Origin of the sequence: Rhizobium sp. MHM7A, from assembly GCF_005862215.1 — a bacterium.
Lineage (GTDB): Bacteria > Pseudomonadota > Alphaproteobacteria > Rhizobiales > Rhizobiaceae > Rhizobium > Rhizobium bangladeshense.
In genome coordinates this window covers 168,019-182,496 of the sequence record NZ_VCHT01000013.1, presented here as the reverse complement: position 1 = coordinate 182,496, position 14,478 = coordinate 168,019, and the positions used below count along the sequence as shown (strand labels likewise).

Below are 14,478 nucleotides of genomic sequence, written 5' to 3'. Positions count from 1 at the left end.
ATGATGGAAAGCCTTCTCATAGCCAACAGAGGCGAAATCGCCCGCCGCATCATCCGCACGGCAAAGACTGCCGGCATCCGCACCATCGCCGTCTATTCCGAGGCCGATGCCGGCCTGCCCTTCGTCAGAGAAGCCGACGAGGCGATCGCCATCGGGCCGCCGCCGGCCCGCGAAAGCTATCTGTCTGAGGCACGCATCCTCGAAGCAGCCCGCAAAACCGGCGCGGCCGCGATCCATCCGGGCTACGGTTTCCTGTCGGAAAATGCCGAATTTGCCGAAGCGGTCGAGAAGGCAGGCATCGTCTGGGTCGGCGCGCCGCCGGCCGCAATCCGGGCGATGGGCCTGAAGGACGCGGCCAAGGCACTGTTGCAGGCAGCCGGCGTGCCGGTCACGCCCGGTTATCTGGGGCCGGACCAGAGCGAAGCAAGGCTTGCGGCCGAGGCCAATGCCATCGGCTACCCCGTCCTCATCAAGGCTGTCGCCGGCGGCGGCGGCAAGGGCATGCGCCGCGTCGACCGGCGTGAGGATTTCAGCGAGCTCCTCGCCTCCTGCCGCCGCGAAGCCGCCGCCTCGTTTGGCGACGATCGGGTTCTCATCGAACGCTATATCGTCAACCCGCGTCATATCGAGGTGCAAATCTTCGCCGACCAGCACGGCAACTGCGTCCATCTTTTCGAACGCGACTGTTCGCTGCAGCGCCGGCACCAGAAAGTCATCGAGGAAGCCCCAGCCCCAGGGCTTGATGCCGCCACGCGCGCGGCGATCTGCGATGCGGCGGTGAAGGCCGCAAGAGCAGTGAGCTATGTCGGCGCCGGCACTGTCGAGTTCATCGCCGATGCCTCGCAAGGGCTGCGACCGGATCGCATCTGGTTCATGGAGATGAATACGCGCCTGCAGGTGGAACATCCGGTGACCGAAGCGATATCTGGCGAGGATCTGGTGCTCTGGCAGCTGAAGGTCGCGAGCGGCGAGCCGCTGCCGAAGAGCCAGGACGAGATCGCCATGAAAGGCTGGGCCTTCGAAGCCCGGCTCTATGCCGAAAATCCCGCCGCCGGCTACCTGCCCTCGACCGGAAGGCTTGAACATCTGAAACTTCCGGAGGCGGTCCGCGTCGACAGCGGCGTCGAACAGGGCGATGAGATCACCGCCTTCTACGATCCGATGATCGCCAAGATCATCGCGCATGGGCCGAACCGCGAGGCCGCACTGTCGAAGCTCGCCGCTGCCTGCGCCGAGATCGAGGTCTGGCCGGTCAGATCCAATGCCGGTCTTCTCGCCCGCATTGCCATCGACCCGGATTTTCGCGCCGCACGGATCGACACCGGCTTTCTCGACCGCCATGGCGAAAGCCTTGCCGCGAAGCAGCCGGATGAAACGGCGATCGACAGCGCCGCCACGGTGCTTTCAAAGCGCACGACCGACGATCCTTGGTCAGCCCTCACCGGTTTTCGCATCGCCGGGCCAGGCGACGGCCGCGTTCGAGTGCGCATTGACGGTCACCTCTACTGGGGGCGTGTGCGCCCCGACCTTGAGGCGAATGCCGTCGAGGTCGACCAGAAAACGGTGCTTTTCGACGCCGGCAATGCCTGGCCGATCGGCCTGCCCCATGCGGGCGAGGTCGAGGCAAGCCAGGGTGCGGGCGACGGCGCGATCCTTTCGCCCATGCCCGGCCTTGTCATATCGGTCGACGTCGCCGAAGGCCGTCGTGTCGCCAAGGGGGATCGTCTGCTGACGGTCGAAGCGATGAAGATGGAACATACGCTACGCGCGCCCTTCGACGGCATCGTTGGGAAATTGCAGGTTTCCACGGGCGTCCGGGTTTCGGAAAACCAGCTGGTCGTCAGCGTCATCAAGGAGGAAGGGTGATGGCAGGCCGCTATTTCGACGAATGGACGGTCGGCGACCGCATCGCCCACGAGATCCGCCGCACGGTCACCGAGACCGACAACCTGCTGTTTTCGACGCTTTCGCACAATCCGCAGCCGCTGCATCTCGATGCCGATTACGCCGCCGCCACCGAGTTCGGCCGGATCGTCGTCAACGGCACTTTCACCTTTGCGCTCACCATCGGCCTTTCGGTCGGCGACACCACGCTCGGAACGCTCGTCGCCAACCTCGGCTATGACAAGGTGACGATGCCGAAGCCGGTCTTCATCGGCGATACGCTGCGGGTGGAAACCGAGGTGACGGAGCTGCGGCGCTCGAACTCCCGCCCCGATGCCGGCATCGTCACTTTCCGGCATGTCACGTTGAACCAGCGTGACGAGATCGTCTGCCAGTGCCTGCGCACGGCGATGCTGAAGGGTAAACCGTCATGAGGCTGCGCTCGCTGCTCTTCGTGCCCGGCGACCGGCCGGAGCGTTTCGAAAAAGCGCTCACCTCGGGCGCCGATGCCGTCATCCTCGACTGGGAAGATTCGGTCACGCCCGTTAACAAGCCGCGTGCACGGGAGGCCGTGCGCGAGTTCATGCTGCGTCGTGCCGGCGAGAACGCTCTGCTTATTCGCATCAATCCCCTGACTTCGCCCGAATTCGAAGGCGATCTTGTCGCGCTTAGCGGCCTTGATCCTTTCGCGATCATGTTGCCGAAGGCAGAAGGGGCCGTTTCCGTGCGCAAACTCGCGGCCCTGCTGGAACCGGCTCTTCCCGTTTTGCCGATCGCAACCGAGACACCATCCGCGATCTTCGAGATCGGCAGCTACCGGGAGGTCTCGGCGCACCTTTGCGGCCTGACCTGGGGCGCCGAGGATCTGCCGGCCGCCATCGGAGCTTCGACCGCGCGACGGACAGACGGACGTTATACGCCACCTTACGAGCTTGCCCGCTCGCTCACGCTATTTGCAGCCCATGCAGCTGCCGTTCCCGCGATCGAAACCATCTATCCCGATTTCCGCGATCTCAACGGTCTCAGAGCCTATCTCGGCCGCGCCCGGCGCGACGGCTTCTCCGGTATGATGGCCATTCATCCGAGCCAGGTGGAAGGGATCAATCACGCCTTCACACCTGACGTCTCCGAGGTCGCCTGGGCCGAGAAAGTCGCCGCCGCCTTTGCTGACAAGCCCGAAGCCGGCGTCATCCAGCTTGACGGGCGTATGCTTGACTTGCCGCATCTCAAGCTTGCGCTGCGCATTCTGGAAAGCGCCCGACGATAGGCCGAATCTACGGCGAATTAGCCCGACTTTGTCGTTTGCCTGGAGGCGGCCTGCTCCGGCTCGAGGTAACCGGCGCCGATGGCGACATAGAGATCCACATAATCCTTCGCGATCTGCTGCACGGTGGCAGCGAGGCTTTCTTGGGCATCTGAGACCGACCGCTGCGCGTCCAGAACGTCGAGCAGTGAAGAGGCGCCATCCTTGTAGCTCGTGGTTGAAAGCGCCAGCGATTCCTGCGCCGTCTGCACCTGCCTGCGCAACGGTCCCAGCGTCTGCGTGTCGTGGCGGACGGCCGCAAGCGCATTCTCGACCTCCTCGACCCCGTTCAGCACCGCCGCCTTCCACGCCAGATATTGGGTTCTGGCGTCGGATTTCTCGATATCGACATTGGCCCGCAACTTGCCGCCATCGAAAATCGGCAGGTTGAGAGTCGGTCCGAACGACCAACTGGTCAGGCTTGCGCCGCTGGTGCCCGATGATTTGATCCAGCTCGGCGAAATCGACCCGGAGAGCGAGATCGACGGGTAGAGCTGGGCTTCGGCTGCACCGATATCGGCCACGGCCGCTGCCAGCTCGCGTTCGGCCTTCCTTATATCGGGACGGTTGCGGATGAGATCGGCCGGGATACCGGCGCGAATGTCGCCGCGGAACACCGGCTGGCCTGTATTCTTGCGCAGCTCGTCCGTCAGCGAAGCCGCCGGCATTCCGAGCAGAGTGGCAATGTGATGGACCGACTCGGTGAAACTCTGTTCGAGGCCGGGAATTTCCGACTTTGTCGACTGTACCAGGCCCTCGGCCTGAACCACGTCGAGGCGGGAGGCCGCACCAGCTTTCAGCTGCAGCTGCGTGAGTTCGTAAGTCTGCTGACGGGATTTCAAATTCGCCTGTGAAAGCGCAATCCGCTCCTGATAGTAGCGAGCGTCGATATAACTCTCGATCAGGTCTTTCAGGAAGGTGAGCTTCGCATTGTCGCCCGTGGCATAGGCGGCCCCAACAGAGGCGATGGCACTCTCCTTCGAGCGACGATACTGGCCGAACAAGTCCAGCAGCCAGGACAGGCTGACATCGCCTCCCGTCGTGTTCGTGGTGCCGACCGTCGTGCGCAGCCGCCCCTTTTCGCCGGACACGGTGTGCGATGCGTCCACGCTCAGGCTCGGCAGACCGCCTGCACCGGCGACAGTGACGTTGGCGAAAGCCGAATTGATACTCTCCAGCGCCTGCAGCACATCAAGATTCTCGCTCACTCCGTGGGCGACCAGCCCATCGAGCTTCTTGTCGCGATAGCCCGTCCACCACTCTGCCGTCACGACATCGCCGTTGCTCTTGCTACCCCCCTCCACGAATTTCGCGGGAAGCGGCATCTCAGGGAGAACGTGATCCGGGCCGCTGACGCAGCCTGCGAGCAGCAGTGTGAACGCGGATGCGGCGTAGCGGAGGGACGATAATCTTGTGTGAAGCGACTTACTCACTGGCGAGCCTTCTGAACCGGGATGGTGGGTTCAGGCTTAGCGACGCCAGCGTTAATGACGGTTAAGAAACTGTAAAGTTGGGTAAAACCCGGCAGAAAGGATCAACGCTTTCTGGGGAGCTCCAGTGTGATCGCCAGCCCCCCCGCCTCCGGCAACGACGCATGCACACGTCCGCCATGGCGTTCGATAGCCTGCCTGGTGATGGCGAGTCCGAGGCCGTATCCGCCTCTCGGCACCGCTTCTTTCCCGCGTGAGAATGGCTGGAAGATTCGTTCGAGTTCGTCCCGTTTGACGCCTGGCCCCTGATCCGTGACGCAGATCTTGATGCGGTCGGCTGCCGTCTCGCAAGACACGGATATGAACGAATGCTCGGCCGTGTATTTGATCGCGTTGCGGACGACGTTTTCCAGCGCCCGGTAGATCAGCTCGCCTTCGACCTCGGCTCGGAAGATACCCTCGACGCTCGTCGTGATCGAGACCTCCCTTGCCTGGGCTTCGAAGGCCGCATCGCCGAGGATTTCGTTCAACAACTCGATGACATCGACGGTCTGCGTCTTCAGCGGCAGGCCGGATCCCGCCGTCAGCCTGGCAAGCGTCAGAACCTCTCCCACCAGCACGTCGAGCCGTTCGACCTCCCGGTCCATGCGATCCAGCATGGCGCCAAGTTTGGCCGGACTCTGCCGGAGTACCCCGACGGCGGCCTGCAGCCGGGACAAAGGCGAACGCAGTTCATGAGAAACGTCGTGAAACAATCTCTGCTGCGCGTCCTGAAGTTCCTGAAGCCGTGAGGCGCTCGAATCGAAGTCGTGGGCAAGCGCCGTCACCTCGTCCTTCCGGCCGGCCATCTTGTCGCCGATGCGGAAGTCGAAGCGGCCATGCGCAAGCGCGCTCAAGCCATCGCGCAAGTGCACCACGGGGCGGATGAGGTATCGTGCCAGTGCCCAGGCGGATATCGTGCTGGAGATCAGGATCGTGAGCCACGGCATAAACGGGCCAAAATTCTCGAAGGTGAAAGTGGGAGGGGCTGGCAGGAATATCCGATAGCAGATCCCCTCCTTCAGAACGGATCGCGTATCAGCCGCCTTCGGATCCGAACATGCATCGGGTTTCGCGGTTTTGGAGATGGTCAGACCGTGCGGCAGCGTGTCTTCACTTGAACGCACGAAATATGCTGCCGCTTCCTCTCCGTCCCTCACCAGCACATTTGCGGTTAGGTTCAACGCGATCGACCGTCGCTCCTGTTCCAGTTCCCGCGCAAAAGGCACGCCTTGGAGAAGGTTGACGAGCAGGATGATCACGCCGACGGTCGTGGTCAGCGTCAGCCAGATGATCGCGAAGAACTTCCAGAAAAGCCGGGGCATGGTCAGTCCACGAGAAGTTGGTAGCCCTGGCCGCGGACGGACTGAATCCAGGATTGTCCGTCCTCCCGCAGCCCGAGCTTCTGGCGAACGCTGCTGATGTGGACGTCGATACGGCGATCGAACGGCGTCAGCGGCTTGCCGAAGGCGCGTTTCGAAATTTCCTGCTTCGACACCAGCTGGCCGGCGCTGCGGGCGAGGACCTCGAGCAGGCTGAACTCCGTGCCGGTCAGGTCAAGGGTTTCTCCGCGCCACTCGGCAAGCCTGCTGCCCGGATGGATCACCAGCCGCCCCGCTCTCACCGTGTCGGTCGATACGCCGGCCGCCGGCTGACCCGCCCGGCGCAGGATGGCCCGCAGCCTCGCCGCAAGTTCGCCCGGAGAGCACGGCTTCGGCACATAGTCGTCGGCGCCGAGATTGAGACCGGATATCCTGTCCACGTCGTCGCCTCTGGCCGTCAGCATCAGAACGGGGACCTGGCTGAGTTTCCGGATCCTTTGGAGAACTTCGATCCCATTCATGCGGGGCATCATGATGTCGAGCACAATGATGTCGACCGTATTGCCGGCCGCCGCAGCAATGGCGGCGCGACCATCCGTGTCCGTTACGACATCATATCCTTCTTCGACCAGATATTCCTGCAGAAGTGTCGTCAGCTCCGCATCGTCGTCGATCAGGAGAACCTTGTTCATTCGCGTTATCCGTTATCAATCCGGGCAAGCCATACAGCACAATCGCACTCGTGCGGGTAAGTTTTACTCAACTTAACACTAGCTTGACCGCACTTAACGTTCGCCCCGTTACTTATCCTGCCATGACATCGTCGCGCGCTGAGAGCCCGGTTGCCGTGCATGAGCGGCAATCCTTCAGTCGATTGCGCCGATCGGGAAAGGCACGGATGCCTTGACCATAAGGAGTGCATCGTTGAGAAAACCGTCCAGACTATTCGCGGCCGCCGTCGTTGCGGCCGCACTCGTCTCCCCCCTTCGCAATGCCATGGCGGACCAGGCTGCGGCAACCGCTCTCACCGTCTCTCTGACGGCGCCGGCTCAGCGAGACTGGCCTGAGACCGTTCCGGCGAGCGGATGGCTGAAACCATGGCAGGAAGCCGTCATCGCCTCCGAGACGAGCGGCCTGCGCATAACCGATGTTCTGGTCGATGTCGGTTCCGTGGTCACGAAAGGCCAGACGCTTGTCCGGCTTTCCCAGGAAAGCGTGCTCGCCGATCTTCGCAAGCAGGAGGCCGCCGTCGCGACCGCCAAAGCAAGCCTTTCGAAGGCCAAAGCCAATGCCGACCGGGCGCGGCAGCTCCAGCCTTCAGGGGCGCTCTCCGATGAGAAAATCGTCGAATATCTCGCCGACGAACAGACGGCGACGGCAAGTCTTGCGTCAGAAGAGGCCGCGCTCGACAGCGAAAAGATCAAGCTTGCGCAGACGACCATTACGGCGGTCGATGACGGCCTCATCACCTCGCGTTCCGCCGATCTCGGTGCCGTCGTCTCCGCCGGCACCGAATTGTTTCGCATGGTTCGCCAGCAGCGGATCGAATGGCAGGCTGAGGTTTCCTCGCGTTACCTCCCGCGCATTTCGCCAGGCCTGAACGTCAAGGTCAACGGGCCTGAAGGCCACGCCATCAAAGGTAAGGTGAGACTTGTCGGGCCATCAGTCAGCACCGATACCAGCCGGGCAATCGTCTATGTCACGCTGCCGGCCGATACCCGTCCGCGCACGGGCCTTTACGTCACAGGCAACATCGAGCTGCAGACCTCCCCGGCGTTAACCGTGCCCGAGACCGCAATCGTGTTCCGCGATGGGATCAGTTACGTCTTCACCGCAGGCGAGGATCAACGGGTGCAAAGGCTCCGGGTGGAAACCGGCCGCCGCAACAATGGCGAGGTGGAAATCGTCTCCGGCATCGACCGGACGTCGAAGGTGGTGGCGTCGGGCGGCGCATTCCTCTCGGACAATGACCTCGTGAAGATCGCGGAGAAAAACTGATGAACTTCTCGGCATGGTCGATCCACAACCCCGTCCCGGCAATCTTGCTGTTCGTGATGCTGACGGTTGGGGGACTTTTGGCCTTCAAGACCCTGGCGGTCCAGAACTTCCCCGATATGGACCTTCCAACGATCAGCGTCACGGCGACGCTCGACGGAGCGGCGCCGGCACAGCTCGAAACCGAGGTCGCCCGCACCATCGAAGACAGTTTGGCTTCGCTCAGCTATCTCGACCACATCACCACGACGATCACCGACGGCACCGTCTCGATCAAGGTTTCCTTCAAGCTGGATAAAGACAGCGAAGCGGCGCTCAACGAAGTCCGCAACGCCGTCGACAGCGTCAAGGGCGATCTTCCGGCGCAGATGGAGACACCAAGCGTCACCAAGGTCACGGTTCAAAGCTCCGCGCTGGTCACCTATGCCGTCCGCTCGACTGCTCTCAACGAAACCGAGCTTTCCTGGTTTGTCGACAATGATCTGACCAAGGCGCTGCTGTCGGTGTCAGGCGTCGGAGAAGTCAACCGCATCGGCGGGATCGACCGCGAGGTTCACGTCGATCTCGATCCCGCGACGATGGCGTCGCTCGGGGTCACGGCAGCGACCGTGTCGTCGCAGCTGAAGGCCGTGCAGGCGGACACGTCAGGCGGTCTCGGCGAAATCGGTGGCACTCGGCAAACCTTGCGTACGCTCGGCGCCGTAGCTTCGGTCGATGAGCTGAAGGGGCTCAGAATTCCCTTGACCAACGGCCAGCAGGTTCGTCTCGACGACGTCGCATCCGTCACCGACAGCTTTGCGGAGCGGTCTTCGATGGCCTATCTCGACGGAAAACCGGTGATCGCCGTCGAGATCAAGCGCTCGAACGGTTTTTCCGACAGCGGTGTCGCCGGCGATGTCGACACGGCGATGAAACAGCTTGCCGCAAAACATTCCAATGTCCAGATCGACGAAGCCTACAGCACGATCGGGCCGATCATCGACAACTACGATGGTTCGATGCACATGCTGTACGAGGGGGCGATCCTGGCGATCATCGTCGTCTGGCTCTTCCTTCGCGACTGGCGCGCGACGATCCTGTCGGCCGTGGCGCTGCCCTTGTCTGTCATCCCCACCTTCCTCATCATGTACTTTGCCGACTTCAGCCTGAATGTCATCACGCTGCTGGCGCTGTCGCTGGTGGTCGGCATCCTCGTCGACGACGCCATCGTCGAGATCGAAAATATCGCCCGCCACCTGCAGATGGGCAAGCGGCCGATCGATGCCGCCCTCGAAGCCGCCAACGAGATCGGGCTTGCCGTCATCGCAACTACCTTCACACTGGTCGCCGTCTTTCTGCCGACGGCCTTCATGAGCGGTATTCCGGGACTTCTGTTCCGCCAGTTCGGGGTCACGGCCGCTGTCGCCGTTCTCGCCTCGCTGGTCGTCGCCCGCCTGCTGACGCCGATGATGGCCGCCTATTTCATGAAGGCCGCCCCTCCGACGGAGGAAACGGATGGCCGCATCATGCGCGCTTATCTGGCAATCGTGAAAGCTGCCATGAACCGGCGAAAGACCACCGTGGCCGTAACCGCCATTGTCGTCGCGCTATCTCTCTCCACTATTCCGCTGCTGAAATCCGGCTTCCTGCCGGCTTCGGACGACGCGCGCACCCAGATCACGCTGACCATGCAGCCGGGCGCCACGATCGAGCAAACGGATGCCATGACGAGGAAAGCCGCCGATCTCGTCCGCAAGCTCGCGGATGTCACGCATGTCTTTTCCTCGGTCGGCTCCGCATCTTCGGGTGGCGGCGCCGACGTCGGCACCACGAGCAGCGTCAATTCCGCCACGATCGTCGCTGTGCTGACGCCGATCGGCGAGCGTGACCGCAAGCAGTCGGAAATCGAAAACGACATCCGGCAGGCTCTTTCGGTTCTATCAGGCGTGCGGGTCGCAGTCGGCAATGGCGCCAACGGCACCAAGCTGGAGATCACCCTTGCCAGCGACGACGCTAACGCCCTCGACAGCGCCAGCACGGCGCTCGAGGAGCAGCTCCGTACGCTCAAAGGCATCGGAGCTGTGACATCGACCGCGGCAAGGCAGGCGCCGGAGATCCAGATCACCCCGGACTTCGCGCGCGCCGCAGCGCTCGGAGTAACGTCGAGCGCCATCGCCGAGGCCGCGCGCGTGGCGACGAACGGCGAATATTCCGCCAGTCTGCCAAAGCTCAATCTGCCGCAGCGCCAGGTTCCTATCGTTGTCCGCTTCAGCACGGAGTCGCGCACCAGCCTTGACGATATCAAGAACATGCGGGTGGCGGGCACGAACGGCAGTGTCGATCTCGGATCGATCGCCGATATCCGGATCGGCGGCAGTCCCTCCGAAATCGACCGCATCGACCGGATGCGCAACGTCACCCTATCGGTTGAACTCAACGGCCGCATCCTCGGCGACGTCAACCGCGAGGCACAGGCGCTGCCGGCGCTACAGCATCTGCCCTCGGGCGTTACACTTGTCGAGCAGGGCGAACTTCAGCGCAGCTCGGAACTGTTCCAGAGCTTCGGGCTGGCAATGGCGATCGGCGTGTTCTGCATCTACGCGGTCCTCGTCCTGCTCTTCCACGACTTCCTGCAGCCGCTCACCCTGCTGATGGCTCTGCCACTCTCGCTCGGTGGCGCGCTCGTGCCGCTGGTGGTGACCGGGACCAGCTTCTCGCTGGCCGCCGTCATCGGGCTTCTCATGCTGATGGGCGTGGTGACGAAGAACTCGATCCTGCTGATCGAATACGCGATCATGTCGCGCCGCCAGGGCATGTCCAGGTTCGATGCCCTCGTGGATGCCTGCCATAAGCGCGCCCGGCCGATCGTCATGACCACCATCGCCATGGCTTGCGGCATGCTTCCGGTCGCTCTCAGCCTGACCGGCGGCGATTCGAGCTTCCGGCAGCCGATGGCGATCGTGGTAATCGGCGGCGTAATGATGTCGACGCTGCTCAGCCTCGTCGTCATCCCTGTCATCTTCACCTTCGTCGATGACCTGGACGAGGCGCTCAGACGGTTGCTGCGCCGGATCGGCCTGGCCCAGGAGATCGCCGATGATAAACCGCAGGCCTCCAACGATCACGCGGCCATCGCCTTCCAGCCCGAGCAATCGAGGCGGGGGCACGCTCAGAGATGATCTCCGCTCCCCCAACCGCTTGGGCAGAGGGTCCCGCTCCAGACAACGGTCGGTGACGGCAGCCTCTTCGGTGTAGTTCCTCCCCAGGAACAAAGCCGCGGGACGTGTTCCCCCGCAGGCGGCCACAAGCCGCCTGCGCGTCCTGCTATGCGTTAGACAACGTCTCCATCGCTTCGAAACCGGGCAAGGTGGCGCTGGTGGCCGACGCCCCCGAGCGAAGTGATAACAATCCGGCCGCCGTTGATCGAATAGTGGCGGCCGCGCCCCGTGCTCGCGAAAATACATGCAGGCCTGCTCGCGTGGTGGCGCTTTTTCACTGCCTGCCTGGCGGCCTGCGTCCCCGTACAATTCGATAATTCGAAGTGGCTAATATATAGAACAACTTCATCGTGATATTCAGTCCTTTTCGGCTGCGGGCGGCCGTAACACGGAGGGTAAAATGTTTCGATTTAGCGTTCGGTTCGCATTTTTAGCCGCTTGTGCGTTGGAGCTACCGTTGAGCATCGCAGCAGCGGCCGATGATCCACAGATTGCGCGCGGCGAATATCTCGTCACGGTCGGCGGGTGCAACGACTGCCACACACCGGGATATTTCTTCGGAAAGCCGGACACCGAGCGATTTCTCGGTGGATCGGATGTTGGTTTTGAGATCCCGGGCCAGGGGGTTTTTGTCGGCCGCAACATTACGCCTGACAAGGAGACCGGCATCGGCAGCTGGACCAGGGAACAGATTGTGACTGCCCTTCAGACCGGCCAGCGGCCGGACGGTCGCGTCCTGGCGCCAATCATGCCATGGCATGCATTCGCGCAGCTCACTGACGAGGACGTGACATCAATTGCAGCGTTCCTTGAAAGCTTGAAACCGGTAACTAACCAGGTTCCCGGCCCCTTCAAGCCGGGGGAGAAGGTTTCAACCTTCTTGTTCCGGATCATGCCCCCGGGTGAAACCGCAGCCAGCGCGCCAAACTAGAAAGTGACGAATGCTGCGATGAGGTGATGGAAGCAGGTAACCTGCTGAGACTGCCCGTCGCAGATACGCCGGTGTCTTGACGGTTTTCAACGACATGCCGACCTGCCTCCAATATTGACATAGCTTGAAGTGTCCGGAGGCCAGCAAGATACAGGCTCCCGTCTGAACGTCCATGGAAGTCAAGAGAGCCGCTCCGTTGCTTTGAAATCAGGCAAGGCGCCGCTGGCGTAGCCGATCGAAGCGGTGGCGATCCGGCCGCTGCGGATCAACAGAGTCTCCGCTCTGAGAAGTGAAGCGACGTCCGTCGCTCATGTTTTCAGGAGACCTAGCACCGCGCGAACTGGCGCATGGACTGACGGCATTCGCCCGCTCAGGAGAACGGCTCGATGGGTCCGGCCGCCGGATCGGTGAACCAGCGAGGACCGTCTGCGGTCATATAGATATGGTCCTCCAGCCGGATTCCGAATTTATCGGGGAAGACGATCATCGGTTCGTTGGAAAAACACATGCCGGCGGCAAGGGTCGTGTCGTTGCCGCGAACGATGTAAGGCTCTTCATGGATCGCGAGTCCCAGGCCATGACCGGCGCGATGCGGCAATCCCGGCAGGCTATAGTCGGGGCCGAGAGAATGTTTGGCGAGCACATTGCGGGCCGCATCGTCGAGGCTCGAGCAGGCGGCGCCGATCCGGGCGGCATCGAAGACGGCCTGCTGCGCCTCCCGTTCGATCCACCAGGCACGCTCAAAGTCGCCGTCGCCGCCGCCGAGCATATAGGTCCTGGTGATATCGGAATGGTAGCCGTCGACCCGGCAGCCGGTATCGACAAGAATGACGTCGTCGTCGCCAAGGATCTGCTCGCCGTCGGCGCCATGCGGAAGCGAGGTCGCCGCGCCGAAGGAGACGATTGCGAATGTCGAGCCGTCATCGGCGCCCGCCTGGCGATGCTGCCGGTCGATGAAATCGACCACTTCGGATGAGGTGATGCCCGGCTTCAACAGCCCATGCACCTGCCTGTGCACGTCGAGCGTCAGGTTCATCGCATATTGGATCAGCGAAATCTCCGCGACGGATTTGATGCGGCGCAGGCCGCGGATCAGCCGTCCGCCATCGGCGAGCCTTTCGGCGCCCATCGCCGCGGCCAAGGCGTGATAGAAAAACAGCGGCAGACCATCGTCGAGTGCAAGCCTGCCGCCTCGGCTGACAAGGCGGGAAATGAGTGCAGCACTGCTTTCCTCCTCTTCCCAGACCAGAATTTCCCCCGGCAGATGCGGCAGGGTTTCGACGCGGCTGCGCTCGAAACCGGGAACGATATAGGAAACGGCCGTGGGGGTGATGAGCGCGCCGAGGAACCTTTCGCTCGGGTGCCAGACGAGGCCGGTGAAATAACGCAGGCTTTCGGTCGGGCCGAGAAGCATGCCTGCCAGTCCTTCGGCGTCAATCGCTTCTCGCAGCCTGGTGAGGCGGTTCTGCCGCTCATCCTCGGTGATGCGGGGTATGGGATGCTGCCACGACATGTCGTTTTCCTGTTCTTACCGTTATGCCTAGTCCCGCGCAGCGCTTCAGGACAGACCGATCGCCACCGGCCGATCGAGGTTGCGGGCGAGATAGTCCTGGATCTGGCGGACGATCTGGCCGGCGTGGGCAATCGCCAGCCGATCGGCGCGTTCGGCGTCACCGGCCTCGATCGCGGCGATGATTTCCTCGTGTTCATCGACATATTGGCGCGGCAGCCGGTCTTCGAACGTCGAATAATAAAGGCGAAGGATCCGCCGGCCTTCGTCGAGCAGCCTGGCAAAGAAGGCCGTGTAATAGGAGTTGCCGGCAAGCTCGGCGATCGCCACGTGGAATTCGCGGTTCGCCTCGATCATCGCATAGGCGTCGCGCGCGGCAACGGCGCCGGCGAAGTCCTTCTGGTGGCGGCGGATGGTCTCCATGATCGCGTCGTTCCGCCGCCCCGCCGCTCCGCGAGTCGTCACCCGGTACATCAGCGTCAGCGCTTCGAAATAGGTGGGCAGGTTGGCAAAATCGATCGGTGCGACGATCGTGTTCCGGTTCGGCAGGGTCGTGACCAGCCCATCGGCGGCAAGCCGCAACAGCGCCTCGCGTATGGGTGTTCTCGACATGCCGAACCGCTCCGACAGCCGCACCTCATCGAGGGGGCTGCCTGGCTCAAGCCCCATCGACAGGATTTGCCGGCGCAGCGTGACATAGACGCTCTGCGTGCCGGAACCTCGCACCCGCACATTTTCCGCCTCGTTTTGCATCCGTCCCTCCCGTTCATGAGAGCCTTGTATTGCGTTTTGGCCGATTTCCGCAACGGCGACAAATTTTTAAAATCAAGACGATTGAGTACTGTCGACAGTTTGTATATAAGGAAC

Annotated in this window: 11 protein-coding genes; 6 read left to right on the top strand and 5 right to left on the bottom strand. The window is 62.4% G+C overall.

The annotated features are described in order from the left end of the window. From FFR93_RS31460 to FFR93_RS31450, 3 genes are read left to right on the top strand one after another with little or no spacing between them, the layout of a single operon-like run. Entirely contained in the window at positions 1-1,866 is a 1,866-nt protein-coding gene (locus FFR93_RS31460) for an acetyl/propionyl/methylcrotonyl-CoA carboxylase subunit alpha (protein WP_138396070.1), read from the top strand. Beyond that, a complete protein-coding gene (locus tag FFR93_RS31455; protein WP_138396069.1) occupies positions 1,866-2,318 on the top strand; it encodes a MaoC family dehydratase in 453 nt (150 codons plus the stop codon). Before FFR93_RS31460 ends, FFR93_RS31455 begins: the two co-directional genes overlap by 1 nt. After that, positions 2,315-3,151, top strand: a complete 837-nt coding sequence (locus FFR93_RS31450) for a CoA ester lyase (protein WP_138396068.1) — start codon at positions 2,315-2,317, stop codon at positions 3,149-3,151. Before FFR93_RS31455 ends, FFR93_RS31450 begins: the two co-directional genes overlap by 4 nt. A gap of 17 nt (positions 3,152-3,168) precedes the next feature. Here the strand turns inward: FFR93_RS31450 and FFR93_RS31445 are convergent, their stop codons facing one another. From FFR93_RS31445 to FFR93_RS31435, 3 genes are all read right to left on the bottom strand, one after another. Next, on the bottom strand, positions 3,169-4,620 hold the full coding sequence (locus FFR93_RS31445) for an efflux transporter outer membrane subunit (protein ID WP_138396067.1): 1,452 nt from the start codon (positions 4,618-4,620) through the stop codon (positions 3,169-3,171). 101 nt (positions 4,621-4,721) lie between these two features. Continuing rightward, entirely contained in the window at positions 4,722-5,981 is a 1,260-nt protein-coding gene (locus tag FFR93_RS31440; protein ID WP_138396066.1) for an ATP-binding protein, read from the bottom strand. A gap of 2 nt (positions 5,982-5,983) precedes the next feature. Next, a complete protein-coding gene (locus FFR93_RS31435; RefSeq protein WP_138396065.1) occupies positions 5,984-6,670 on the bottom strand; it encodes a response regulator in 687 nt (228 codons plus the stop codon). 232 nt (positions 6,671-6,902) lie between these two features. On the opposite strand from FFR93_RS31435, the gene FFR93_RS31430 reads away from it, so the two are divergent. From FFR93_RS31430 to FFR93_RS31420, 3 genes are all read left to right on the top strand, one after another. After that, entirely contained in the window at positions 6,903-7,976 is a 1,074-nt protein-coding gene (locus tag FFR93_RS31430) for an efflux RND transporter periplasmic adaptor subunit (protein ID WP_138396064.1), read from the top strand. Continuing rightward, the gene (locus FFR93_RS31425; RefSeq protein WP_138396063.1) at positions 7,976-11,131 is read left to right on the top strand and encodes an efflux RND transporter permease subunit; all 3,156 of its coding nucleotides are present in this window, start codon (positions 7,976-7,978) and stop codon (positions 11,129-11,131) included. The genes FFR93_RS31430 and FFR93_RS31425 overlap by 1 nt, the downstream gene beginning before the upstream one ends. Positions 11,132-11,570: 439 nt before the next feature. Then, on the top strand, positions 11,571-12,101 hold the full coding sequence (locus FFR93_RS31420; RefSeq protein ID WP_138396062.1) for a cytochrome c: 531 nt from the start codon (positions 11,571-11,573) through the stop codon (positions 12,099-12,101). A 370-nt stretch (positions 12,102-12,471) separates the two neighbouring features. On the opposite strand, the gene FFR93_RS31415 is transcribed toward FFR93_RS31420, so the two are convergent. Then, the gene (locus FFR93_RS31415; protein ID WP_138396061.1) at positions 12,472-13,614 is read right to left on the bottom strand and encodes a Xaa-Pro peptidase family protein; all 1,143 of its coding nucleotides are present in this window, start codon (positions 13,612-13,614) and stop codon (positions 12,472-12,474) included. 45 nt (positions 13,615-13,659) lie between these two features. Further along, a complete protein-coding gene (locus tag FFR93_RS31410; protein WP_138396060.1) occupies positions 13,660-14,364 on the bottom strand; it encodes a GntR family transcriptional regulator in 705 nt (234 codons plus the stop codon). Between the last annotated feature and the right edge of the window lie 114 nt (positions 14,365-14,478).

What these genes read in the sequence shown, in the direction of transcription:
- FFR93_RS31460 (WP_138396070.1), top strand. Translation starts at nt 1, where the DNA reads ATGATGGAAAGCCTTCTCATAGCCAACAGAGGCGAAATCGCCCGCCGC.
- FFR93_RS31455 (WP_138396069.1), top strand. Translation starts at nt 1,866, where the DNA reads ATGGCAGGCCGCTATTTCGACGAATGGACGGTCGGCGACCGCATCGCC.
- FFR93_RS31450 (WP_138396068.1), top strand. Translation starts at nt 2,315, where the DNA reads ATGAGGCTGCGCTCGCTGCTCTTCGTGCCCGGCGACCGGCCGGAGCGT.
- FFR93_RS31440 (WP_138396066.1), bottom strand. Translation starts at nt 5,981, where the DNA reads ATGCCCCGGCTTTTCTGGAAGTTCTTCGCGATCATCTGGCTGACGCTG.
- FFR93_RS31435 (WP_138396065.1), bottom strand. Translation starts at nt 6,670, where the DNA reads ATGAACAAGGTTCTCCTGATCGACGACGATGCGGAGCTGACGACACTT.
- FFR93_RS31425 (WP_138396063.1), top strand. Translation starts at nt 7,976, where the DNA reads ATGAACTTCTCGGCATGGTCGATCCACAACCCCGTCCCGGCAATCTTG.
- FFR93_RS31420 (WP_138396062.1), top strand. Translation starts at nt 11,571, where the DNA reads ATGTTTCGATTTAGCGTTCGGTTCGCATTTTTAGCCGCTTGTGCGTTG.
- FFR93_RS31415 (WP_138396061.1), bottom strand. Translation starts at nt 13,614, where the DNA reads ATGTCGTGGCAGCATCCCATACCCCGCATCACCGAGGATGAGCGGCAG.
- FFR93_RS31410 (WP_138396060.1), bottom strand. Translation starts at nt 14,364, where the DNA reads ATGCAAAACGAGGCGGAAAATGTGCGGGTGCGAGGTTCCGGCACGCAG.